At 56.5% G+C, this 20,257-nt stretch carries 26 protein-coding genes and 1 riboswitch; of the genes, 12 read left to right on the top strand and 14 right to left on the bottom strand.

Going from position 1 to position 20,257, the window contains the following annotated elements:
• Positions 1 to 157: 157 nt before the first annotated feature.
• Complete coding sequence (locus tag ACESSO_RS07625) at positions 158 to 2,308, bottom strand: ATP-dependent helicase (protein WP_373164445.1); 2,151 nt, start codon at positions 2,306 to 2,308, stop codon at positions 158 to 160.
• A gap of 182 nt (positions 2,309 to 2,490) precedes the next feature.
• Between ACESSO_RS07625 and ACESSO_RS07620 the strand changes: the two genes are divergently transcribed.
• From ACESSO_RS07620 to ACESSO_RS07610, 3 genes are all read left to right on the top strand, one after another.
• Positions 2,491 to 2,955, top strand: a complete 465-nt coding sequence (locus ACESSO_RS07620; RefSeq protein ID WP_373164444.1) for a MarR family winged helix-turn-helix transcriptional regulator — start codon at positions 2,491 to 2,493, stop codon at positions 2,953 to 2,955.
• 1 nt (position 2,956) lies between these two features.
• Positions 2,957 to 3,898: an AEC family transporter gene (locus ACESSO_RS07615; RefSeq protein ID WP_373164611.1), complete on the top strand. Its 942-nt coding sequence runs from the start codon at positions 2,957 to 2,959 to the stop codon at positions 3,896 to 3,898.
• A gap of 88 nt (positions 3,899 to 3,986) precedes the next feature.
• The gene (locus ACESSO_RS07610; RefSeq protein ID WP_373164443.1) at positions 3,987 to 5,396 is read left to right on the top strand and encodes a PLP-dependent aminotransferase family protein; all 1,410 of its coding nucleotides are present in this window, start codon (positions 3,987 to 3,989) and stop codon (positions 5,394 to 5,396) included.
• A 5-nt stretch (positions 5,397 to 5,401) separates the two neighbouring features.
• Here the strand turns inward: ACESSO_RS07610 and dinB are convergent, their stop codons facing one another.
• Complete coding sequence (gene dinB / locus ACESSO_RS07605) at positions 5,402 to 6,631, bottom strand: DNA polymerase IV (RefSeq protein WP_373164442.1); 1,230 nt, start codon at positions 6,629 to 6,631, stop codon at positions 5,402 to 5,404.
• Between the two features lie 88 nt (positions 6,632 to 6,719).
• Positions 6,720 to 6,822, top strand: a riboswitch (TPP riboswitch).
• A 67-nt stretch (positions 6,823 to 6,889) separates the two neighbouring features.
• On the opposite strand from dinB, the gene thiS reads away from it, so the two are divergent.
• From thiS to thiH, 4 genes are all read left to right on the top strand, one after another.
• Positions 6,890 to 7,084, top strand: a complete 195-nt coding sequence (gene thiS / locus ACESSO_RS07600; RefSeq protein ID WP_373164441.1) for a sulfur carrier protein ThiS — start codon at positions 6,890 to 6,892, stop codon at positions 7,082 to 7,084.
• Between the two features lie 4 nt (positions 7,085 to 7,088).
• Entirely contained in the window at positions 7,089 to 7,724 is a 636-nt protein-coding gene (gene thiF / locus ACESSO_RS07595) for a sulfur carrier protein ThiS adenylyltransferase ThiF (protein ID WP_373164440.1), read from the top strand.
• Between the two features lie 32 nt (positions 7,725 to 7,756).
• The gene (locus tag ACESSO_RS07590) at positions 7,757 to 8,521 is read left to right on the top strand and encodes a thiazole synthase (RefSeq protein WP_373164439.1); all 765 of its coding nucleotides are present in this window, start codon (positions 7,757 to 7,759) and stop codon (positions 8,519 to 8,521) included.
• Positions 8,522 to 8,749: 228 nt separating this feature from the next.
• Complete coding sequence (thiH, locus tag ACESSO_RS07585; RefSeq protein ID WP_373164438.1) at positions 8,750 to 9,940, top strand: 2-iminoacetate synthase ThiH; 1,191 nt, start codon at positions 8,750 to 8,752, stop codon at positions 9,938 to 9,940.
• Between the two features lie 88 nt (positions 9,941 to 10,028).
• On the opposite strand, the gene ACESSO_RS07580 is transcribed toward thiH, so the two are convergent.
• The 6 genes from ACESSO_RS07580 to yajC form a co-directional block, all read right to left on the bottom strand.
• On the bottom strand, positions 10,029 to 10,568 hold the full coding sequence (locus tag ACESSO_RS07580; RefSeq protein WP_373164437.1) for a hypothetical protein: 540 nt from the start codon (positions 10,566 to 10,568) through the stop codon (positions 10,029 to 10,031).
• A gap of 60 nt (positions 10,569 to 10,628) precedes the next feature.
• Positions 10,629 to 11,120 (bottom strand): hypothetical protein, encoded by a 492-nt coding sequence (locus tag ACESSO_RS07575; protein ID WP_373164436.1) that lies wholly within the window; start codon positions 11,118 to 11,120, stop codon positions 10,629 to 10,631.
• A 113-nt stretch (positions 11,121 to 11,233) separates the two neighbouring features.
• Positions 11,234 to 12,604, bottom strand: coding sequence for a thioether cross-link-forming SCIFF peptide maturase (gene scfB / locus ACESSO_RS07570; RefSeq protein WP_373164435.1), 1,371 nt, complete (start codon positions 12,602 to 12,604; stop codon positions 11,234 to 11,236).
• An 82-nt stretch (positions 12,605 to 12,686) separates the two neighbouring features.
• Positions 12,687 to 12,830: a six-cysteine ranthipeptide SCIFF gene (gene scfA / locus ACESSO_RS07565; protein ID WP_078096990.1), complete on the bottom strand. Its 144-nt coding sequence runs from the start codon at positions 12,828 to 12,830 to the stop codon at positions 12,687 to 12,689.
• Positions 12,831 to 12,843: 13 nt separating this feature from the next.
• On the bottom strand, positions 12,844 to 13,257 hold the full coding sequence (locus tag ACESSO_RS07560; protein ID WP_373164434.1) for a TIGR04086 family membrane protein: 414 nt from the start codon (positions 13,255 to 13,257) through the stop codon (positions 12,844 to 12,846).
• 61 nt (positions 13,258 to 13,318) lie between these two features.
• Complete coding sequence (gene yajC, locus ACESSO_RS07555; RefSeq protein WP_373164433.1) at positions 13,319 to 13,651, bottom strand: preprotein translocase subunit YajC; 333 nt, start codon at positions 13,649 to 13,651, stop codon at positions 13,319 to 13,321.
• A 149-nt stretch (positions 13,652 to 13,800) separates the two neighbouring features.
• Between yajC and sigK the strand changes: the two genes are divergently transcribed.
• Positions 13,801 to 14,499 (top strand): RNA polymerase sporulation sigma factor SigK, encoded by a 699-nt coding sequence (gene sigK / locus ACESSO_RS07550; RefSeq protein ID WP_373164432.1) that lies wholly within the window; start codon positions 13,801 to 13,803, stop codon positions 14,497 to 14,499.
• A 142-nt stretch (positions 14,500 to 14,641) separates the two neighbouring features.
• Positions 14,642 to 15,370: an FAD-dependent thymidylate synthase gene (locus tag ACESSO_RS07545; RefSeq protein WP_373164431.1), complete on the top strand. Its 729-nt coding sequence runs from the start codon at positions 14,642 to 14,644 to the stop codon at positions 15,368 to 15,370.
• Between the two features lie 90 nt (positions 15,371 to 15,460).
• Here the strand turns inward: ACESSO_RS07545 and ACESSO_RS07540 are convergent, their stop codons facing one another.
• From ACESSO_RS07540 to ACESSO_RS07515, 6 genes are all read right to left on the bottom strand, one after another.
• The gene (locus tag ACESSO_RS07540; protein ID WP_373164430.1) at positions 15,461 to 16,126 is read right to left on the bottom strand and encodes a hypothetical protein; all 666 of its coding nucleotides are present in this window, start codon (positions 16,124 to 16,126) and stop codon (positions 15,461 to 15,463) included.
• Between the two features lie 3 nt (positions 16,127 to 16,129).
• The gene (locus ACESSO_RS07535) at positions 16,130 to 16,582 is read right to left on the bottom strand and encodes a hypothetical protein (protein ID WP_373164429.1); all 453 of its coding nucleotides are present in this window, start codon (positions 16,580 to 16,582) and stop codon (positions 16,130 to 16,132) included.
• Positions 16,583 to 16,651: 69 nt separating this feature from the next.
• Entirely contained in the window at positions 16,652 to 17,209 is a 558-nt protein-coding gene (locus ACESSO_RS07530; RefSeq protein ID WP_373164428.1) for a TetR/AcrR family transcriptional regulator, read from the bottom strand.
• Between the two features lie 225 nt (positions 17,210 to 17,434).
• Positions 17,435 to 18,091, bottom strand: a complete 657-nt coding sequence (locus ACESSO_RS07525) for a manganese catalase family protein (RefSeq protein ID WP_373164427.1) — start codon at positions 18,089 to 18,091, stop codon at positions 17,435 to 17,437.
• On the bottom strand, positions 18,091 to 18,348 hold the full coding sequence (locus ACESSO_RS07520) for a spore coat protein CotJB (RefSeq protein WP_297274786.1): 258 nt from the start codon (positions 18,346 to 18,348) through the stop codon (positions 18,091 to 18,093). Before ACESSO_RS07520 ends, ACESSO_RS07525 begins: the two co-directional genes overlap by 1 nt.
• Complete coding sequence (locus ACESSO_RS07515; protein ID WP_125116521.1) at positions 18,345 to 18,542, bottom strand: spore coat associated protein CotJA; 198 nt, start codon at positions 18,540 to 18,542, stop codon at positions 18,345 to 18,347. The genes ACESSO_RS07520 and ACESSO_RS07515 overlap by 4 nt, the downstream gene beginning before the upstream one ends.
• 126 nt (positions 18,543 to 18,668) lie before the next feature.
• On the opposite strand from ACESSO_RS07515, the gene ACESSO_RS07510 reads away from it, so the two are divergent.
• From ACESSO_RS07510 to ACESSO_RS07500, 3 genes are read left to right on the top strand one after another with little or no spacing between them, the layout of a single operon-like run.
• Complete coding sequence (locus tag ACESSO_RS07510; protein WP_373164426.1) at positions 18,669 to 19,229, top strand: TIGR01440 family protein; 561 nt, start codon at positions 18,669 to 18,671, stop codon at positions 19,227 to 19,229.
• A 7-nt stretch (positions 19,230 to 19,236) separates the two neighbouring features.
• On the top strand, positions 19,237 to 19,941 hold the full coding sequence (locus ACESSO_RS07505) for an HAD family hydrolase (RefSeq protein WP_373164425.1): 705 nt from the start codon (positions 19,237 to 19,239) through the stop codon (positions 19,939 to 19,941).
• Positions 19,942 to 19,958: 17 nt separating this feature from the next.
• On the top strand, positions 19,959 to 20,219 hold the full coding sequence (locus tag ACESSO_RS07500; RefSeq protein ID WP_373164424.1) for a TIGR03905 family TSCPD domain-containing protein: 261 nt from the start codon (positions 19,959 to 19,961) through the stop codon (positions 20,217 to 20,219).
• The last annotated feature ends 38 nt before the right edge of the window (positions 20,220 to 20,257 follow it).

Raw genomic sequence — 20,257 nt, 5'->3', positions numbered from 1 at the left:
GGCCATATCCTGTGTTTATTGTACAAAAACGGGCAACTGCCTGACCATAAAAAAATTCCCCTTATCCGTTTGCCGGCACGGATAAGAGGCATATTACTGCAAAAGGCTTGTTTTCCAAGGAAAACAAGCCTTTTTTATCTGCGCTGTGCGCAATGCGTCAGCACCGTTCCAGTTTTGCACGGAAGGAGATTTTGCGCGGGGTAGGCATATCGTCAAACTGCACCAGATGCGCCCCGTTGTCCCTGTCCACTTCGAGCACGGTTCCTTCGCCAAACAGCAGGTGTTTGACCCGCTGGCCGACCGGAAACACGGTATCGCTGTCCTGCGCCGGGAAAAAGCGCTGCGTAGCCGCGATATAGTCCTCCGTTTCACGAATGAGCCCTTCCTGCGGCGGATGGGTAAAAGCGATGCAGTCGCGGCCGATATCCAGCACAAACCGCGACGGATACCGCGGCGAACCGTCAAAGTTACGGCCGTCCGCCTCGGACAGATACAGCCGCCGCTCCGCGCGCGTGAGCGCCACGAATGCCAGACGGCGTTCCTCCTCCATCCCCGGCAGCGTGCGCACCTTACGCGAGGGAAAAATCCCCTCATTCATGCCGCACAAAAACACATAGGGAAATTCCAGTCCCTTGGCAGCATGCACGGTCATGAGCTTGACCTTGTCCCCCTGCTCTGCCGTATCGCTGTTGGTCAGCAGCGCCACATGGGACAGGTAATGCTCGAGCGTACACTCCTCGCCGCAGGTGGTTTCGTACAGATAGACCGACTGCTTGAGCTCCGCCAGATTATCCAGCCGCTCCTGACTGCCTTCGGTGCGCAGCATGGCTTCATAGCCGCTTGCGTTGAGCACCGCTGACAAAACTTCGGACACAGGCCGTCCCTCATACCCCTCTGCAAAGGACTGCACAAGCGACATAAACTGCCGTGCGCGCGTGCCTTTGAACAGTGCATCTTCGATATTATCCTGCAAAGCGCGATACAATGTGCAGCCGTGCTGCTCCGCGTACTCCTGCAAAAAGGCCATGCGCCGTTTGCCCAGATTGCGCTTGGGTACATTAGCGATGCGCCGGAAGGACAAGTCATCCTGATAGACGATCATGCGCAGATAGCTGAGCGCATCCTTGATTTCCATGCGACTGAAAAACTGCACGCCGCTGTAAATGGTATACGGAATTTTTTCCCGCAGCAGCACTTCCTCCACCGCGCGCGTCACATAATGCGCCCGATACAGCACCGCCATGTCCCGGTACGCCGTACCCTCCTCGTGTAGGCGCTGCATCTCCTCCGCCATCCACGCGGCTTCCGCCTCCTGCGTCTGCGCGAAGTGACACAGGACCGGCGCGCCGTCCGGCAGCGTGGCCAGCAGCTCCTTTTTCATGCGATGCTGATTTTTGTCAATCAGGGCGTTCGCAGCCGCCAAAATCTGTGGTGTGGAGCGGTAATTCTGCATCATCATGATGGTTTTCGTGCCCGGAAACGCTTTGTCAAAGTCCAGCAGGTATTTGACGTTCGCGCCGCGCCAGGTGTAAATCGTCTGGTCGGGGTCGCCTACGATAAACAGGTTTTTGTGATATCCGCAGAGCACCTCCATCAGCTCATATTGCAGCTGGTCGATGTCCTGAAATTCGTCAATCATAATGTATTCCAGCCGCTGCTGCCACTTGCGCCGAATATCCGCATGCTCACGGAAGATATACAGCGAAAACTTGATTAAATCATTGTAATCCAGCCCAAAACACTTTTTCTCCTGATATAAATAGCCGTAAAAAATGATATCCGTGGTCGAGGTCGCCCGCTCGTACTTCTCCCGCAAGGTATCCAGCGGCAAGGTAATCATATCCTCGTAATACGTCGGGTCCTTGAACAGCTTGCGTATCTCAATCATATCCCGTGCAGCGGAAAAGGTCATGTTGCGCAGCGTCAGTCCGCGTTCTTCATAGATGATTTGCAGCATCGCATCGATATCCGCATTATCCAGCACCAGAAAGCTCTTGGGATACTGCACCGCATTGCTGTCCTCCTGCAAAACCGAAACGCAAAAGCCATGAAAGGTGTTGATAAGGCCGGTGTCGTTATCTCCGGTCAGCTGATGAATGCGCTGCCGCATTTCGGCCGCCGCTTTGTTTGTGAAGGTGACGCACAGGATATTCCCCGGCAGAATCCCCAGCTCACACACCAGATAGGCGAACCGATGGGTGAGTGCGCGGGTCTTGCCCGAACCGGCTCCCGCAATCACGCGCACAAAGCCCTCCGTCGCGGTGACCGCCTCCCGCTGGGCCTGATTCAGTCCTTGCAGCAAATCCATCCTGTCCCCCACTCCCTTGATAGAACATTTGTTTTCTTCATTATACAATGAATCGCCGCTGCACTCAACAGAAAAAGCAAAACCGCTCTGTCGTCGAAGCAGGCGGCTTTTTGTTGCTTTTTTCACTTAGCTATGCTAATATTTAGGTTAGCTTAGCGAATTATCAGAAAGGCGGTGCGAATATGTCCAGTGCGGAACAGCTCAACTCCTTTCTGGTCGACGTATTCGGCCGCATCAACAAAATCGAGGAGCGCGCCATGGCAGGTGGTCTGGGCAGCGCCATCTCGATTACGGAAATTCATATCATCGAAAAAATCGGGGCGATGGAACCGGTGCGTATGAGCGAGGTCGCCCGGTCTATCGGCGTCACGCTCGCCACGTTGACCGTTGCCTGCGATAAGCTGGAGGCCAAGGAGCTGGTCAGCCGCGCACGCAGCAGCACCGACCGGCGCGTGGTCAACATCACGCTTACGCCAAAAGGCCGCGCCGCCTATGAATATCATAAGGCATTTCATGAGCGCATGATTGCGTCCGTGATGGAAACACTGTCGCCCGAACAGGCGGCGGTACTCGCGCAGAGTCTGGAAAAATTGCAGGATTTCTTCCGGCAGGAGGAATCCGCCGTAGGAGGGGAATACAACGGATAATCTGATTTTCTGCCTCAACGCAACCGTCCCTATTTTTGCAATCATTTTGCTGGGCCGCGTGCTGCGCGGCCGGCATTTTTTTTCGCAGCAGACACTGGCCGACCTCGACCGGCTTTCGTTCAAGGTGCTGCTGCCCGTTCTGCTGTTCCGGGACATCGCGGCCGGACGCATCACCGAACAGTTCGACCTTCGGTTCTTCCTGTTCTGCGCAGGCGTCACGGTGGTTTACTTTTTTGCCATCTGGTTCGGCGCGGCAAAGCTGTTGCCGGATAAAAGCATGGTCGGCGCGTTCACACAAGGCGCGTTTCGCGGCTCACAGGCGATTTTGGGCGTGGCGTTCGTGCAAAACCTGTACGGAGACGCGGGACTGGTGCCGCTGATGATTGTCGCAAGCGTACCGCTGTACAACATTTTTTCGGTGCTGGTGCTGACCGTCACCGCGCCGGACGCCAAAAACGCTCAGCGCAAGGGCATTGTGTCACGCACGCTGGGCGGCATCATCACCAATCCCATCATTTTGGGTATTCTGGCAGGCCTGCCGTTTTCGCTGCTGCAAGTGGATTTCCCGCCCATGCTGTCCAAGGGGCTGGATATGCTGGCCTCCTGCGCCACGCCGGTCGCACTCATCAGCATCGGTGCAGGCTTCGAGGGCGCCAAGGCCATCAAAAAGCTCGCCCCGACCTGCGCTGCGACCTTTATCAAGCTGATTCTGCTGCCGGTCATCTTCCTGCCCATTGCGGCGTGGATGGGCTTCCGCGACCAGGCAATGGTCGCGCTGGTCATCCTGTGCGGCGCGCCGAGCACGGTATCCGGCTATGTAATGGCCAAAAATATGGGCGGCGACCATGTTCTGGCTGCGTCCATCGTTGTACTCAGCACAGCGCTGAGTGCTGTCACACTCACCGCTATCCTGTTTATCCTGCGCACGGCAGGTTTGATTTGACATTATCCCTCCATACTGGTATTGTAAAAACAGCAATGCCAGTTTGGAGGGATTTTTTCTTTCCGCAGGCGATACGGAGGAATCTGCTATGCTCACCTATCATCTTGACCCGCACAGCAAGACCCCGCTGTACGAACAGCTATACCGTGCGGTGCGCGCGGATATCATGTCGGGCGCACTGGCAGGCGGCGACCGGCTGCCCAGCAAGCGCCAGCTCGCCGCTAACCTGCATGTCAGCCAAATCACGGTGGAAACCGCCTACGGACAACTGCTGGCCGAAGGGTATCTCGCCTCTGCGCCGCGCCGCGGCTACTTCGTGCAGCCGCAGCTTGCCGTGCCCGCGCAGACGCAGGCGCCCCGTGTCGCGGTACAGCCATCCCCCGCGGAAGAGCAGCACTATCTTTACGACTTCCGCACCAATATTGTGGACAACGGCTGCTTTCCATTTTCCACATGGGCGCGGCTCAGCCGCAGCGTGCTGAGCGAATATTCCGACCGGCTGCTGCGCGCAACCGACCCCTGTGGTGCACCCGAACTGCGTGAGCAAATCGCGCGCTATTTATACGACTTCCGCGGCATTAACGTCTCGCCCGACAACATTCTGGTCGGCGCAGGCTCGGAATACCTGATGCAGCTGGTCATCCAGCTTTTGGGACGCGACCGCGTATATGGTCTGGAAAATCCGGGCTACCGCAAACTCTATCAGATTTTTGCCGCGGGCGGCGCAGCAGTACGTCCCCTGCCGCTGGACAAAAGCGGTCTGCGCGCGGACGCACTGACCGCGTCCGACGCATCGGTCGTGTACCTGACTCCCTCGCATCACTTCCCGCTCGGCACGGTCATGCCCGCCGCACGGCGGCTCGAGATTCTGCGCTGGGCGTCCGCTGCGCCCGACCGCTATATCATCGAGGACGACTACGACAGCGAATTCCGCTATGCCTCGCGTCCCATCCCCGCGCTGGGTGAGCTTGACCGCGCGGGGCGGGTCGTGTATGTGAACACCTTTGCCAAAAGTCTTGCGCCCGGCCTGCGCATCGGCTATCTGGTGCTGCCGGACGCGCTGATGGCGCGCTACCGCGAGCGGTTCTCACTCTACTCATCCACCGTGCCGAGCTTCGAGCAGCACACACTTGCGGCCTTTCTGCGCACCGGCGCCTTTGAGCGGCACATCAGCCGCAGCCGCAAGGTATATCAGGCGCGGCGCGACGCGCTGCTGGCGGCGCTTGCACGTGAACTGGCCGACCTGCCGCATGAGGTATCCCGCTCGGAGGCGGGCCTGCACCTGCTGCTGCACATGCGAAACGGCATGCTGGAACGTGAGCTGATGGAGCGGGCCGCGGCCGTCGGCGTGCGGGTGTACGGTCTGTCCGCTTATTACACCCCACCGGTTCAGCCGCCCAAGGCGACGCTGGTGCTCGGTTACGCCGGTATGACCGAGGCGCAAATCAACCAGGCCGCAGCACTGCTGCGTCAGGCGTGGACGAAAAAAGAGCCATGATAAAATCATGGCTCTTTTTCATCTTTTTTCCCGTTTTCCTTTGGTTTACGAACAGAATTTGCAAAAATGACCGACCGGTTCCCAAACCGCTGCCGCAATGCGTCCACGGTCTTATCCAGTTCGCGCTGCTTTTGCCGTGTCTGCGTCTGCTGCGGACTGTCAAACAGGGAAAGCTGTTCACAAGCCTGATTTTCCGACAGCAGGTTAGCCGCTGTGACCGACAGCAGCCGCACCGGCTTATCCATCGGCCAATGCGCGCGCAGCAGCGCAAGCGACGTCTCAAACAGCACGCGGGTGGAGTTGGTCGGCTGCGCCAGCGTCATCTGCCGCGAACGGTTGTGAAACTCCGGGTCGCGGATGCCAATCTGCACGGTCTGGCACACCATCCCGCGCGCCCGCAGACGGCGGCCGACGTTGTCGCATAGTGCGGTCAATCCCATGCGGCACGCCTCTTCGCCCAGCAGATTATGCGCAAAGGTCATGCCGTTGCCCACGCTCTTGACCTCGCGCTCGGCATAGAACGAGCGCACCGGCTCATCATCCTCGCCGCGGGCATAGCGCAGCAGCATATCCCCCTGCTTGCCGAAAATACCGTGCACAAATGCAGGCTCACACGCGGCTAAGTCACCAATCGTATGCACGCCCAGCCCGTCGAGCCGCGCGGCGGCGCGCTTGCCGACGTACAGCAGCGTATTAACCGGCAGCGGCCAGACGCGCTCCCGGAAGTTCTCCGGAGAAAAGACAGTCGTCGCATCCGGCTTTTTGTAGTCGCTTCCGAGCTTGGCAAACGCACGGTTGAACGACACGCCGACCGAAATCGTCAGCCCAATTTCCTCGCGCATACGGCGGCGCAGTTCGTTCGCAATCTGTTCGCCCGTGCCGAACAGGTGCATCGAACCGGTCACGTCGAGAAAGGATTCATCAATGCCGAATGGGTCGACCAAATCGGTATATTGCAGGTACAACTCGTTGCAGCGGCGCGAATACTTGACGTATTCCTCGCGGTGCGGCGGGACCAGCCGCAGGTCAGGACATTTGCGTTTTGCCTGCCAGATGGTTTCCGCCGTCTGCACACCGAACGCCTTGGCCTTTTCGTTTTTGGCAAGGATGATGCCGTGGCGGCTCTCCGGGTCGCCGCAGACCGCACTCGGCCCTTCCGCCAGCGTCGGGTCAAGCAGCGTCTCGACCGATGCGTAAAACGAATTGCAGTCACAGTGCAAAATCGTGCGCTCCACGGCGTCCCCCTCCCATCGAACATTTGTTTTCTTTTATTGTAGCAGAGAATTTGCGCCTTGACAACCACTTTTCACTGGTCTATACTGGATTTGCAAGCAAGGGTGCCGTGATGAGCGGCTGAGAGGGCGAGAGCCTAACCTTTTGAACCTGTTGGTTAGCACCATCGTAGGGAAGCTGTCGCATCGCAAAAACTCAATGCCCCGGTTTTACCGCATGGTGAAACCGGGGTATTTTTATTTCCTGAAAGAAGGGATTTTATGAAAATAAACGGCGAGGCGTGTACCTGTTCCGCGGGTATGACTGTGCTGTCTCTTTTGGAGCAGCGCGGAAACGACCCGCAGCGCGTCGCGGTCGAGCGCAACGGACAAATTGTGCCGCGCACACGCTTTTCACAAGAGACACTGCACGAGGACGATGTAATTGAAATTGTGCAGTTTGTCGGCGGAGGCTGAAAGCATGCATTTGACCAAAGAAGAACTGCACGCCGCGCTCGTCGAGCGGCACGGCGCGGACATCCAGCAAAAGCTCGACCACGCTTCAGTCGGCATCGCAGGACTGGGTGGACTTGGCTCCAACATTGCCGTGCATCTGGCGCGGCTGGGTGTGGGACGGCTGGTGCTGGTGGATTTCGACACGGTGGAAATCAGTAACCTCAACCGGCAGCACTACACGATGAAGGACATCGGCATCCCCAAAACGCTGGCGCTGCTCGAACAGCTGGAAGCCATCAACCCCTATCTGCAATACGAACCGCACACTGAACGCATCGTCCCGGCCAACGCCGCGCGCTTGTTTGCAGGCTGCGACGTTGTCTGCGAAGCATTCGACCGCGCTGACCAAAAAGCCATGCTGATTGAAACACTGCTGGAGCGTTTGCCGGACACGCCTATTGTTTCGGGCAGCGGCATGGCGGGCTGCGGTTCAGCAAACCTGATGCGCACCGAGCGCCGCTTCGGTCGGCTGTACGTCTGCGGCGACGGAACGAGCGACATTGCGGACGGTATTGGACTGATGGCGCCGCGTGTCGCCGTCTGCGCTGCGCAGCAAGCCACTATGGTGCTGCGTCTGCTGCTCGGACATACCGAACCTTAACACAACTTTTCACATAAAGGAGAAGAACAACCATGGAAGATAAGCTGATTCTGGGCGGACACGAATTCACCTCCCGCTTTATTCTAGGCTCAGGCAAATATTCGCTCGATTTAATCAACGCCGCCGTACACAATGCAGGCGCACAGATTATCACGCTCGCGCTGCGCCGCGCCAACGAAGGCGGCACGGCGAACATCCTCGATTATATCCCCAAGGGAGTCACTCTTCTGCCTAATACCTCGGGGGCACGCAACGCGGACGAGGCGGTGCGCATCGCGCGGCTCTCGCGTGAGGTTGGCTGCGGCGATTTTGTCAAAATCGAAATCATGCGCGACAGTAAATATCTGCTGCCCGACAATCAGGAAACCATCCGCGCGACCGAAATCCTCGCAAAAGAGGGCTTTGTCGTCATGCCGTACATGCATCCCGACCTGAACGTTGCGCGCGACTTGGTCAGCGCGGGTGCGGCCTGCGTGATGCCGCTCGGCGCACCCATCGGTACCAACAAGGGACTTGCCACGCGCGAGTTCATTCAAATTCTGATTGACGAAATCGACCTGCCGGTCATCGTGGATGCAGGCATCGGCCGGCCGTCGCAGGCGTGCGAAGCGATGGAAATGGGTGCGGCCGCCGTGATGGCAAACACTGCAATCGCCACGGCAGGCGATATTCCGGCGATGGCCGAGGCATTCAAAAAGGCAATCGAGGCCGGCCGCACGGCTTATTTGTCCGGTTTGGGCCGTGTGCGCGAGTGCGCCTCGGCATCCTCCCCGCTGACAGGCTTTTTGCGCGACTGAGGCACCTCCTCTGGGGTGGCAACCGCCCTTGCTGTTCTGATTCTGTAAAATGGGCGGCAAGCAAAAACCGGAACTCTGCTTTGCGCGCGCAGCGCGCCCTGAAGGGAAAGCGGTTGATTCACAAGAAGGGGAAAACCGCAGGTTGTCTCCTTCTTATGCGCCCGCCGCGCGCAGCGGCATTGCCCGCACCGCCTTGGGGGAAGCACAAACCAAGAAAGGATTATTGTCATGTATGAAAACAAATCGGAGGTTATCTCCGCAAAATATATCACCGCCGAGACCGACCACATGGCCTATCAGCCCGGCATGGACAACATCGGCTCGGAGATTCAAGACGAAGTCATCTCCCGCATGAACGCCTACGATGCGGATTCCTACACCGCCGCCGATGTACAGCGTGCCTTAAACCGCGATGTGCTCCAGCCCGAGGATTTCGCCGCGCTGCTCTCCCCTGCCGCCTTACCGTTTCTGGAACAGATGGCGCAGCGCGCACAGATGGAGACGCGCAAGCATTTCGGCAACTCGGTACAGATGTTCACCCCGCTGTACATCGCCAACTATTGCGAAAACTACTGTATCTATTGCGGCTTCAACTGCCACAACAAAATCCGCCGCGCTAAGCTCGACATGGATGAAATCGAGCAGGAGCTTCAGGCCATCGCCGCAACCGGATTGCAGGAAATCCTGCTGCTGACCGGCGAGAGCCGCACGATGTCGCCAGTGGAATACATCGGTGAGGCGGTCAAGCTCGCGCGCCAATACTTCCGCGTCATCGGCATCGAAATCTATCCACTCAACGTTGACGAATACGCTTATCTGCACGAGTGCGGCGTGGATTACGTCACCGTGTTCCAAGAGACCTATGATGCGGATAAGTACCAAACCCTGCATCTCGGCGGCCACAAGCGCATTTTCCCCTACCGCCTGAACGCGCAGGAGCGCGCTCTGATGGGCGGCATGCGCGGTGTGGGCTTTGCGGCACTGCTGGGCCTTTCCGACTTCCGCAAAGATGCCTTTGCTACCGGCCTGCACGCCTACCTCCTCCAGCGCAAATATCCGCACGCGGAGATTGCCTTCTCCTGCCCGCGTCTGCGTCCGATTATCAACAATGACAAAATCAATCCCAAGGACGTACACGAACCGCAGCTGCTGCAGGTCGTGTGTGCCTACCGCATCTTTATGCCGTTCGCGTCCATCACCATCTCGACACGCGAACGCGCGGGTTTCCGCGATAACATCATCGGCATCGCCGCAACCAAGATTTCGGCGGGCGTGGACGTCGGCATCGGCGGCCACTCGGGCGAGGACAAGGGCGACGAGCAGTTTGAAATTTCGGACGACCGCTCGGTCGACGAGGTCTATCAGGCCATTGAGGCCCACGGCTTACAGCCTGTCATGGCGGACTACCTGTATGTATGACAATCTCCCGGCAAGCGCGGCATTTCTCTCCCCGCAGCTTTGTCCCGCCGAATAAACAGGAGCCGGACGCAGATGCGTCCGGCTCTTGTCATATGTTCCACAGCAGCGCAAAGACCACGCGCAGCAGCGCACCCGCTGCCGCCAGCAATAAACACACCGCAAACGGTGCGCGGCAGGCGCGCAGCGAATACCGTCCCATTGCCTCCCCGCTCTGCCACACCATGGAGCAGGCGGCCAGCAGCGCTGGCACGCCCAGCATTGCGGGCAGCGCCGCCATGCCGAGGGACAGCAGCGCCCCTTCCTCCTGTCCCAGCCCGACCGCCATCGTCAGCGCCAGCACAAAGCCGCGGGCGGCTACCACAGCGGACAGGAACAGCGGTGCTGGCCGCAGCAGCGCACACAGCGGCGCAAGCATAATCCACAACAGCGCGCACAGCACGCTTTTGAGTGCCTGTCCCGGCAGCTGCGCCAGAAACGCTGTCAGCTCCACTGCGCTGTCCCCTTCGCTGGCACGCAGACCGGTCAGCCCGCCCGCTACCGCACCGCACAAAAACATCGCGCACAGAAACAGAAACGCGGGCGTGCGCACCAGATCATCAAAAAAACCGAGAATATGCTGTTTATTCATCCGTCTCCCCCTCGTGGAAGGTCATGATACAGCATATTCCCGGTTTGACCGTTTTAGAACTCAGCCCATTTCATTGATTCGCTCGCACATGGCGTTGACCAAATCACGGCACGGCTGATGCAGGAACAGGCGCGCCTTCTGGCTGATCTCATACGTGGCGTACAGCTTTCCGTTCTCGTCCCGATGCAGCACGGCGGCAATCAGCTCGGTTGCGGCTGCGATGCGATCGGCTACATAAGCCAAGTCGACCTTTTCGCTATCGCACACGGTAACAACCACACGCTTCTGCGAGCTGCTGGAGATCATAGCCAACTGGGTCGGCATTTCGCGCTTGGACGCTGTCACCAAAACGATTTCGCTTTTGATCACAGCGGAAAGGTCATCCTCACAGATGCGCACATCATAGCCCTCGGCCGCCTGACAGGCTACCTGATTTTTAGAGGACAGGAACAGGTTGCGCGCCGGAATTACCTCTTTTTCCAGAATGGCACGAACCAGATGGGGCAGATATTCCCCCTCACCCAGCACGGACACCAATACGTTCTGCGGCATATCATCATCTCCTTCACCGAGGGACATTGAAAAATACAGTAGTCATTATACGGCAGCTTTGCAGGTGTCCGCAACGACTTTTACGGTTTCTTGATACATTTTTGTCGCATTGACTAATCTGCGCAAATTTTCTCCGCCGCTTTCAGATAAATTGCACATTCCAATCGCTTGCGCTCCATCTCGCAACCGAGATCATACGAATCATTCATATCATGATTCATGTTGTAGTTTGCCGCCGAGCAGCCGCCTGAACAGTAGAACTTCGCCCAGCACTTCTGGCACTTCGGGCGGGTATAAATGTTCATGCCCGCAAACTTGGCCGCTATGTCCATGTCGAACGACTGGTCAAGCACGCTGCCCTGCTTGAATTCGTCTTTGCCGACAAACTGATGGCAGGGATAGATATCGCCGTCCGGCGTGACGGCCACATATTCATAGCCCGCGCCGCAGCCGCGCAGACGCTTGACCACGCACGGACCCTGATCCAAATCGACCATGAAGTGGAAAAACGAGAACGGCTTGCCCGCCTTTCTGCGCTCGAGCATAATCTCGGTCAGGCGGTCGTATTCTGCTTCAATTTTTGGCAGATCCGCTTCGGTTAAATCGTAGCCGCAGCCGCACTCCGCCGTTACCGGCTCAACCGACAGGCGGTCAAAGCCCGCGTCCGCAATGTGCACCACATCGTCGGCAAAATCCAGATTATGCGAAGTGAACGTGCCGCGCGCATAGTAATCCTTCTCCGGATCGCGCGCATCCACCAGCGCCTTGAACTTGGGCACGATAACATCGTAGCTCCCTGCGCCCGACACGGTCTTGCGGAACTCGTCGTTGACCCCGGGACGGCCGTCGAGCGACAGCACAACATTATCCATATTTTCGTTGATATAGGCGCGCTTGTCCTCATCGAGCAGCAAACCGTTGGTGGTGATGGTGAAGCGGAACTTTTTATCGAACTTCTCCTCCAAGCTGCGCGCATAATCCACCGTCTGCACAACCGTATCCCACGCCATGAGCGGCTCGCCGCCGAAGAAGTCCACCTCGATATTATGCCGCTTGCCTGAGCGCGCGATAACAAAATCTATCGCCTTTTTAGCAATTTCCGGCGGCATAATCTTGCGTCCCTGACCAAAGTCACCCGTGGATGCAAAGCAGTATTTGCAGCGCAGGTTGCAGTCATGCGCGACATGCAGGCACAGCGCCTTGACCGGTGCACCGACCGGAATATACTTGCTCACATCGATGTAATCATCCTGCGCGAACAGCTGGCCCGCCTTTTTCAGCTCTGCCAGCTCACTGTACGCCTCGCGCACTTCGTCCGCCGGATACTGCGAAAGCTCGTCCACAATCTGCTGCGGGCAGGTATCCGCCATATTCTCGTCAATCAGGCCGGACACCGCATAGCTGATATCATCCAGCACATGCACTGCGCCCGAATTGACGTCCAGCACAAAATTCAAACCGTTTTTTTGATAACGATGAATCATTTCTTTAATCTTCCTCCGATACGCAACAAACAAGGCGCGCCGCAACCGGCACGCCTTGCGATTGACTTCATAAAACCCGCGATTACTTCGCGTGCTCGCACTTCTGGTTTGCCACCGTGCAAGAGGTCTTGCACGCGGACTGGCAGGAAGTCTGGCACTCGCCGCAGCCGCCGTGTGCTGCAGTCTGCTTCAGGGTTGCAGAGGTCAGCGTAGATACATGCTTCATGGAAATTTCCCTCCTACTTTTTTAAATGACGATATTTGTTCCGTTTACGCATATTGGCGCCGGCAAAGCCGCCGAGCGCCGAAGCTGCCAGCGCACAAAGCAGGCTGACCGCCATACGCACAACATCCATCGGCTGGGCGAGCGGAATGATGCTCACCAACAGCAGAATCAGAAAAACCAGAATGCCGGCGCCCATCGCCCACAGGAATTTCCCTCCCGGAGCGCGCTTTGCCGAAATCAGTGCGGCGATTGCACAGCCCACTGCCAAAAAGATTAATGCGCATGGGGCGATTGCCTGTTCTGCCAATACTCGACGATGCACAAAAATCGCACCAATCAGCATCAGCAGCAAGGTTGTCAGCAGGCCGACCACTGCCGCCGGCAACAACACGCCGACGGGCGAAGGTCCTTCATTGGTTTTTCTCATAACTTACGCATCCTCCCGCCGAATGATTTTGCTTTATCCTATTCGGCAAGAAACCTGTTTATTACTTTGCGTTCTTATCCGCATCCTTGGGCGCCTCGACCGTTTCCGTCGCCGGAGCCTCCTTGCCGCGAATCGCCCAACGGTAAATCTTGAGCTTAGTACGATCGCTGGATGTTTCGATTACCAGCACATCATCCTTCACGCTGACAACACGGCCGATAAAACCGCCGATCGTGGAGATCTCATCGCCCACATCAATCGAATTGCGCATCTCGCGTTCGGCCTTATCGCGCTTACGCTGCGGACGGATCATCAGAAAATAGAACAAAACGATCAGGACAACAAGCGGCGCGAATTGACCAATCGCTGTCAGGTATTCCTGAGCACCTGGCATTGCTTACACCTCCTCGTGCATTTTTGCCATGAATACTACCATATTATAATGGATTCGTATGAAAATTACAAGCCCTATTTTCTGCGTCATAGGACAGCCATCGACATGCATAACGTAACGGTATCCTGAAAAAAGTGAGGTGCGTTTGCATGCTGTTTCCCGCCCTGTTTGCGCTGGGCGGCGCATTCTTTTTTCTCGTCCTGCGCGTGCAGGGCGCGGACGGGTCGTTCCCCAAGCCGCTGCCGCCGGACAAAGAAGCAGAGCTGCTGCGAAAAATGCAGCAGGAAGGAGACGAAAAAGCCCGCGAACAGCTGATTGAGCACAATCTGCGGCTGGTGGCGCATATTGTCAAGAAATACTACGCCTCCAGCGCCGAACAGGATGACCTGATTTCCATCGGCACCATCGGACTGATTAAAGCGGTCAGCACATTCCGCCCGGATAAGAGCATCCGTCTGGCAACCTATGCTTCCAAATGCATTCAAAACGAGTTGCTGATGCACTTCCGGCAAAAACGAAAAAATGCAGGAGAATTATCGCTATCCGACACGCTCGAAACCGACGGAGACGGCAATGCGCTGGCCTTGCAGGATATCATTTGCTGCGAGGACGACGGCCTTGCAGCGGTGGAAGAGCATGACCGCTATCTTGCCATGCATCGCGCGCTCGCCGCATCGCTCTCCCCGCGCGAAAGAGAAATCATACGGCTCCGGTATGGACTCGGCATGGCCGCACCGCTGCCGCAGCGCGAAATTGCCAAACGCTTCGGCATTTCACGGTCGTATGTATCGCGCATTGAAAAACGGGCACTGGAAAAACTGCGCGACGCGCTCCAAGAAAATGCATAACGATTCCAAGCGCATCCCGCGCGCGCTTTGTGCAGGCCGCTGCTGTGCTGTAGAGCAGCGGCCCGCACGGATTTCTACGGTCTGATATTGCGGCGCGATTGCAAACATGCTATAATCAACGTAAAAAAGTGAGGGAACACCGATGAAAACGTATTTGAATCAGATTTCGGGCATCGACGACGCAATCGTTTCCATGTTCATGAGCAAGCGGTCATGGACACGCGAAAAGGAATTGCATATTCGGGAAGTTTGCCGCACGGTACTGCGTGCGGACGGCGGCTTGCGGGAATATGACAGCGCTCAGGCGGATGCATTTGCCGAATTCGCCGACTGGATGGACAAGCTCACCAAATGGGGCTGGAAGCATACCACCATGCTGCGGTTTATCGACATGTCTGTCACCGTGGAGGGACTGCACCGCGCCGGTCAGGATGACTGGGACGCACATGCCAAGCGCTTTAACAACCGCATCATCCGTTCGAGCACCCGCCTTGCCTCCTTTTCTTACGAAATGTCGGCGTGGTATCAGGACAAAATTCTGCCGACCGACCTTGCTTTGCAGGAACTTGGACTTGCGGTACCGCAGACCATCGAGCACGACGGGGTGAAATACGTCAAGGCGGTCAACGGATATATCCGAGAGGATATGGCGGACAATCCGGACGTCAAGCGCGGGCTGTATATGCTGAGCATTCCGAGCAACTTCATTTTTAAGATTGACCTGACCGAGTGGGGGCATGTTTTCAAAGAGCGCAACGCCAACGGTTCGGCCAATCCCGAAGTCAAGCAATGCTGCGAAAGCATTGCCGATCAGGTTGAGCAGTTCCACAAACAGTTCAACCGGGAGCTGTTTCTCAAGATTCTCAACTGAATGCAAAAGAGACGCCCCACGGCGTCTCTCATCAGAACCATTATTAAATACAAACGGCATGGCTTTTCGCCATGCCGTTTTCTGTTTTCCCTATCGGCACTCCCGCTTCATGGCGAAATAACCCATCAGTACGGCCCATACATATGCGCAGGTCTTGGGAATCATCAGCATCCCGACCGCCGGCACAACATCGGCCCACAAAACCACCGGAATATAGAACGCAAAGCTCAGCACGATGGTCAGCCACATCCAACGAAAGGCACGATCCTGATGCTTTTTCGCCGCCTGATAGAACAGTACGATCACCAGCAGCCCCAAAAGCGCAAACGGAATGTTGCGGTAAATGCCCCAGGAAAGCGGTGCGTCCGCACTTAACCACTGATTCTGCGGCATCAGACACAGAACAATGCGCAGCCCGGCCAGACCGTACACCGCTGCCGTTAAACCGCCGCGTCCGGTGACCTGATACCGCTGCCGCCAGACACGATACAGCAGCACATAGAAAATCGTCATGGTAATGGAAGTGACACACTTCCCCAGCCCCAATGCAGCCGTATAGTTTTCCAGACCTGTCGTGCAAAGCGCCACCGCACGCGGCACCAGATGAAAGGCGTCGCCGCTCCCCAATATGACAGCCATCCATCCGAACAAGCGGAACTGGCGGTTGCCCTTACTGCCCCGAATCATCAAAACTCCAACAGTAATGACCAAAGATAGATATACAATATCAAAAAGTGTTTCCATAATTGCCTGCATGTGTTACACATCCTTTCCTTCTGCTCGTTCCTGCACCTTGACAGCGGCCAAGGCCGCTTTACCATAGTTGCAGCCAAACCAAATGCCGGCCAGCAGCAGCGCAGCACCCAATCCGGAATAAAACACTGCGATAAACCGGTCGGGCGCAATGCCGGACACCCGCAAACCGATACCTCCGGTCATCATCACCGCCATGATGCCGAAGGCCTTTCCGTCAAAAAATTTGAGGAAAAACTGCCGCTCCTCTGCATAGCCAGTAATGCGCGCCGTGTGCTTCTGCACCAGTTTCCCGAAAATAAACTTTTGGAAAACAGCGAAAACCACCACGGACAACAGCAGATTCCATACCGTGATATAGGCCGGATAGGCCAGAACCCCGATACGGAAAATATTAAATCCCGCTGCACACCATACCAGACAGGCAATGAGCAGCAGTGTATTACGCTTCACTTTCATATCTTGCTTCCTTTCCCGTGAACATCGTTCAGTTTTCAAGACAAAATTCCCACCGCAGTACAGGATGCATCAATAAAGCGTCCTGCGAACAATTTCCAGAACGACCGAGGGGTCATACTCCTGCCGCTGCAACGCAGACAGCATCAGCGAAAACAGGATATTCGCGAACTTCTCAGCCGTGAACTGTTCATCGAAAGCATCAGGCCGAATGTTGATATCCCGCTTTAAAACCGCGCATAATCCATCTAAAATATGCTGCCAGGTTTGCTGCATCCGCCGTCTTCCATCCGGTTTATCCTCCTGCATAAAGCCCAGCGAATGCATCGCAAAAAAACCGGGATATTGCTTGCAGCCGTATTCCATGCGCTCGTACATCCAGGCGATGCATGTCCGGATATCCTGAAATACCGCCTCGTCCTCCGGACGATGGAAAATCTCGCACCAAACGCTTTCTACAACAGCGCCCACCAACTCTGTTTTGGAGGCAAAATAATTGTAAATGGACCCGACCGAAACACCGCATGCCGCCGCAACCGAGCGAATATTGACCGCTGACCAGCCCTGCTGCTGCATCAGTTCCCGGCTTGTTTTCAGAATTTCTTCCTTTGATGTCACGACTGTATTCATTCCATCACCCCAATATGAACATCGTTCATTATAGTCTGTCGCTGCCTGCATGTCAAGCAGAATACTGCACAAAAAGCGTATTCATTAAGCAAATCGCTCCTGCACCAACTCCCCTCTATTTTCAAGACGAAAAGAGTGCTGACGATTCCATCAGCACCCTTTTCTCGGCAGTTATTTATTCTTCACACCGTATTTTCCGCGTTCGGATGCACCGACTGTCCGCCGTCAGTCCGATGTGGCGGCGGTGTCTGTCTCCGCAGACGCTGCGGTTTTGCGCGCAGATTTGCGCAGATCCACCGCGGGGTTGAATGCATAGTAGTTTTTGCTGTCCAGATGATCCTGTACCACACGCAGCGCATCGCCGAAGCGCTGGAAGTGTACAATTTCTCTCGCTCGCAGGAACTTGAGCGGTTCGCGTACATCCGGGTTATCAATTAAACGCAGCAGGTTGTCATACGTTGTGCGTGCCTTTTGCTCGGCCGCCAGATCCTCAAACAGGTCGGTAATCGGGTCGCCCTTGCTTTGCAGCGCAGAGGCCGAAAACGGAATGCCCGCCGCGGACTGCGGATAAATTCCGGTCGTATGATCGACGAAGTAGGCGTCAAATCCACCCTCCTTGATCTGCTCGGGGGTCAGGTTGCGCGTCAGCTGATAGACGATGGCTGCGATCATTTCCTGATGCGCAAGTTCCTCTGTGCCGATGTCCGTCAGAATTGCCTTGCCCTCTTTGTACGGCATGGCATAACGCTGGTTGAGATAGCGCATCGCCGCACCGATCTCGCCATCCGGTCCGCCAAGTTGTGTAATGACAATTTTTGCCGTCTGCGGATCGGGATTTTTGATGTTAACGGGATATTGTAAGCGTTTATCGTATGACCACATTAGTTATCCTCTCCTTCCCACGGCCACGGGTCGTCAATCCAGCGCCAGTTGCCGACACGGGTATCCACTTCACGTGCGGTCAACGGGCCGAAAGCATCCTCGTATTCGGCTGCGGCCTTATCAAAGGCAGTGCGCATTTTGCTGTAATAAGCCAATGCCGCAGCGTTTTTCGGGTGGCCGTCAAGGTATTGGATCACATCCACCAGCGCAAAATCATACATGCGCACACGACTGAGCAGTTTTTCGCGTTCGGTCATTGCGGAACGGCCTCCTCTCCGAGGAAGGGTTTATCGAGCGCCGGAAAAATCGTACCGCGGCTGAAGGCCAGCGCGGGTTCATACGGCGTATCAAAGCTTTGCGCCGGCACGAATGCCATGGCAAGCGAAAGCAGACGGGGATCAATGCTGTCCGCAGGCAGCGCCTGATCGCCCGAAGGATTGGTCGTATTCATATGCAGGTTGCTCCTTGTTTATCGGTTTGAGGCCTTGCCTCAATCTCAATGTATGCCGCAGGAAAAAAGACGGTGAAAGCATGGATAAACTGTGGTATACTGTAAATATCAAAGGAGGCATAAAATATGGAGCTTTCTGAAATCAGAGAACAGAGCGCCAAGGCGGCAGCTTTGGTGTGCGACGCAGCAAAGCTGCGCGCAGGCGATTTGTTTGTGGTCGGCTGCTCATCGAGCGAGGTGTGCGGAGAAAAAATCGGCACGCATTCCAGCGTAGAGGTGGCCGAAGCGGTGTTTGAGGGCATTTATGGCGTACTGCATGAGCGCGACGTCTATCTTGCCGCGCAGTGCTGCGAGCACCTCAACCGCGCGCTCATTGTTGAGCGGGCCGCGTGCGAACGGTTCGGACTGGATGAGGTCAACGTTATTCCGCAGCCCAAGGCGGGCGGTTCGTTCGGAACCACCGCTTACAAGCGGTTTGCCGACCCGGTCGCAGTGGAAAGCCTCAAGCAGTCCGCATACGCGGGCATGGACATCGGCGGAACGCTGATTGGCATGCACATCAAGCCGGTTGTCGTGCCGCTGCGCATTGAGGTCAAGCACATTGGCGAGGCCATCCTGCTTTGCGCACGCCGTCGCGCCAAATTCGTCGGCGGCAGCCGCGCGGTGTATAACGAAAAACTGTTGTGAGGGATTTATGGGACTGAAAGCGGTACTTTTTGATTTGGACGATACGCTGTACGGCAGTTTCGGCGTGTGTGACGCCTATGCGTATGAGCGGCTTGCCGTCTGGGCGGAACAGGAATTGGGGCTCTCCGGCGAGGACTTTGCGCAGGCGTTTCGTGTCAACCGCCACCGACTGGGGCGGCAGCAGCCCGGCATGCCGCCGATACACGACCGCGTGCTGTTCGCGCAGGGCGCGCTCGAGCGGCTGGGCTGCAATGCGATTCGTTATGCGCGCAAGGCGCATCGGGTTTACTGGGATGCGGTGCTCGAAAAAATGGAGCTGCGCCCGGGCGTGACCGAGCTGCTGGACGATCTGCGGCAGGCCGGCGTTAAGACTGCCGTCTGCACGGATATGATGGCGGATATCCAGATGGAAAAACTGGAGTATCTCGGTCTTGCGGACCGCGTTGACTATCTGGTTTCCAGCGAGGAGGCGGGCATGGATAAACCGGGCGCGCCGATTTTCTGGCTGGCGCTGCAAAAATGCGGCTGTCTGCCGCACGAGGCCGTGATGGTGGGCGATAACTTCCGGCATGATGTCCAAGGCGCAATGGATGTCGGCGTGGCGGGAATCTGGCTCAACTGGACCGGTCTGCCGCAGCCGCAGGAAACGCGCGCATACTATCAGGCGGATACATTCATGCAGGCGGCGGACCATATCCGCACGCTGCTGTAAGGAGGACAAAAGCAAATATGCAACATTTCGATTACAAGCCGCGCGGCGTCTGCCCGATGCAGATTTCATTCGATTTGGACGGGGATAAGGTGCACAACGTCTCCTTTCAAGGCGGCTGCAACGGCAATTTACAGGCCATCAGCCGTGTGGTGGAGGGTATGACCGTCGACCAAATCGAGGGGTATTTCAAAGGCATTTCGTGCAGCGGCAAAGGAACCAGCTGCTCGGATCAACTCGCGACCGCAGTACGCGCTGCATACGAACAGAAAAAAGCATAAGAAAAAAGGACGATGCGACAGGCATCGTCCTTTTTCTT

Origin of the sequence: Agathobaculum sp. Marseille-P7918, assembly GCF_964248325.1 — a bacterium.
GTDB lineage: Bacteria > Bacillota > Clostridia > Oscillospirales > Butyricicoccaceae > Agathobaculum.
This window is presented reverse-complemented; position numbering and strand designations above follow the sequence as displayed.

Coding starts and splice junctions, on each gene's coding strand:
- ACESSO_RS07580 (WP_373164437.1), bottom strand. CDS start 10,568: ATGAATAAACAGCATATTCTCGGTTTTTTTGATGATCTGGTGCGCACG.
- ACESSO_RS07535 (WP_373164429.1), bottom strand. CDS start 16,582: ATGAAAGTGAAGCGTAATACACTGCTGCTCATTGCCTGTCTGGTATGG.
- ACESSO_RS07525 (WP_373164427.1), bottom strand. CDS start 18,091: ATGTGGTCATACGATAAACGCTTACAATATCCCGTTAACATCAAAAAT.
- ACESSO_RS07540 (WP_373164430.1), bottom strand. CDS start 16,126: ATGCAGGCAATTATGGAAACACTTTTTGATATTGTATATCTATCTTTG.
- ACESSO_RS07590 (WP_373164439.1), top strand. CDS start 7,757: ATGGAAGATAAGCTGATTCTGGGCGGACACGAATTCACCTCCCGCTTT.
- thiH (WP_373164438.1), top strand. CDS start 8,750: ATGTATGAAAACAAATCGGAGGTTATCTCCGCAAAATATATCACCGCC.
- ACESSO_RS07520 (WP_297274786.1), bottom strand. CDS start 18,348: ATGACCGAACGCGAAAAACTGCTCAGTCGTGTGCGCATGTATGATTTT.
- yajC (WP_373164433.1), bottom strand. CDS start 13,651: ATGCCAGGTGCTCAGGAATACCTGACAGCGATTGGTCAATTCGCGCCG.
- sigK (WP_373164432.1), top strand. CDS start 13,801: ATGCTGTTTCCCGCCCTGTTTGCGCTGGGCGGCGCATTCTTTTTTCTC.
- ACESSO_RS07500 (WP_373164424.1), top strand. CDS start 19,959: ATGCAACATTTCGATTACAAGCCGCGCGGCGTCTGCCCGATGCAGATT.
- ACESSO_RS07560 (WP_373164434.1), bottom strand. CDS start 13,257: ATGAGAAAAACCAATGAAGGACCTTCGCCCGTCGGCGTGTTGTTGCCG.
- ACESSO_RS07575 (WP_373164436.1), bottom strand. CDS start 11,120: ATGCCGCAGAACGTATTGGTGTCCGTGCTGGGTGAGGGGGAATATCTG.
- scfB (WP_373164435.1), bottom strand. CDS start 12,604: ATGATTCATCGTTATCAAAAAAACGGTTTGAATTTTGTGCTGGACGTC.
- ACESSO_RS07510 (WP_373164426.1), top strand. CDS start 18,669: ATGGAGCTTTCTGAAATCAGAGAACAGAGCGCCAAGGCGGCAGCTTTG.
- ACESSO_RS07505 (WP_373164425.1), top strand. CDS start 19,237: ATGGGACTGAAAGCGGTACTTTTTGATTTGGACGATACGCTGTACGGC.
- ACESSO_RS07515 (WP_125116521.1), bottom strand. CDS start 18,542: ATGAATACGACCAATCCTTCGGGCGATCAGGCGCTGCCTGCGGACAGC.
- ACESSO_RS07530 (WP_373164428.1), bottom strand. CDS start 17,209: ATGAATACAGTCGTGACATCAAAGGAAGAAATTCTGAAAACAAGCCGG.
- thiF (WP_373164440.1), top strand. CDS start 7,089: ATGCATTTGACCAAAGAAGAACTGCACGCCGCGCTCGTCGAGCGGCAC.
- ACESSO_RS07610 (WP_373164443.1), top strand. CDS start 3,987: ATGCTCACCTATCATCTTGACCCGCACAGCAAGACCCCGCTGTACGAA.
- scfA (WP_078096990.1), bottom strand. CDS start 12,830: ATGAAGCATGTATCTACGCTGACCTCTGCAACCCTGAAGCAGACTGCA.
- ACESSO_RS07620 (WP_373164444.1), top strand. CDS start 2,491: ATGTCCAGTGCGGAACAGCTCAACTCCTTTCTGGTCGACGTATTCGGC.
- ACESSO_RS07625 (WP_373164445.1), bottom strand. CDS start 2,308: ATGGATTTGCTGCAAGGACTGAATCAGGCCCAGCGGGAGGCGGTCACC.
- ACESSO_RS07545 (WP_373164431.1), top strand. CDS start 14,642: ATGAAAACGTATTTGAATCAGATTTCGGGCATCGACGACGCAATCGTT.
- thiS (WP_373164441.1), top strand. CDS start 6,890: ATGAAAATAAACGGCGAGGCGTGTACCTGTTCCGCGGGTATGACTGTG.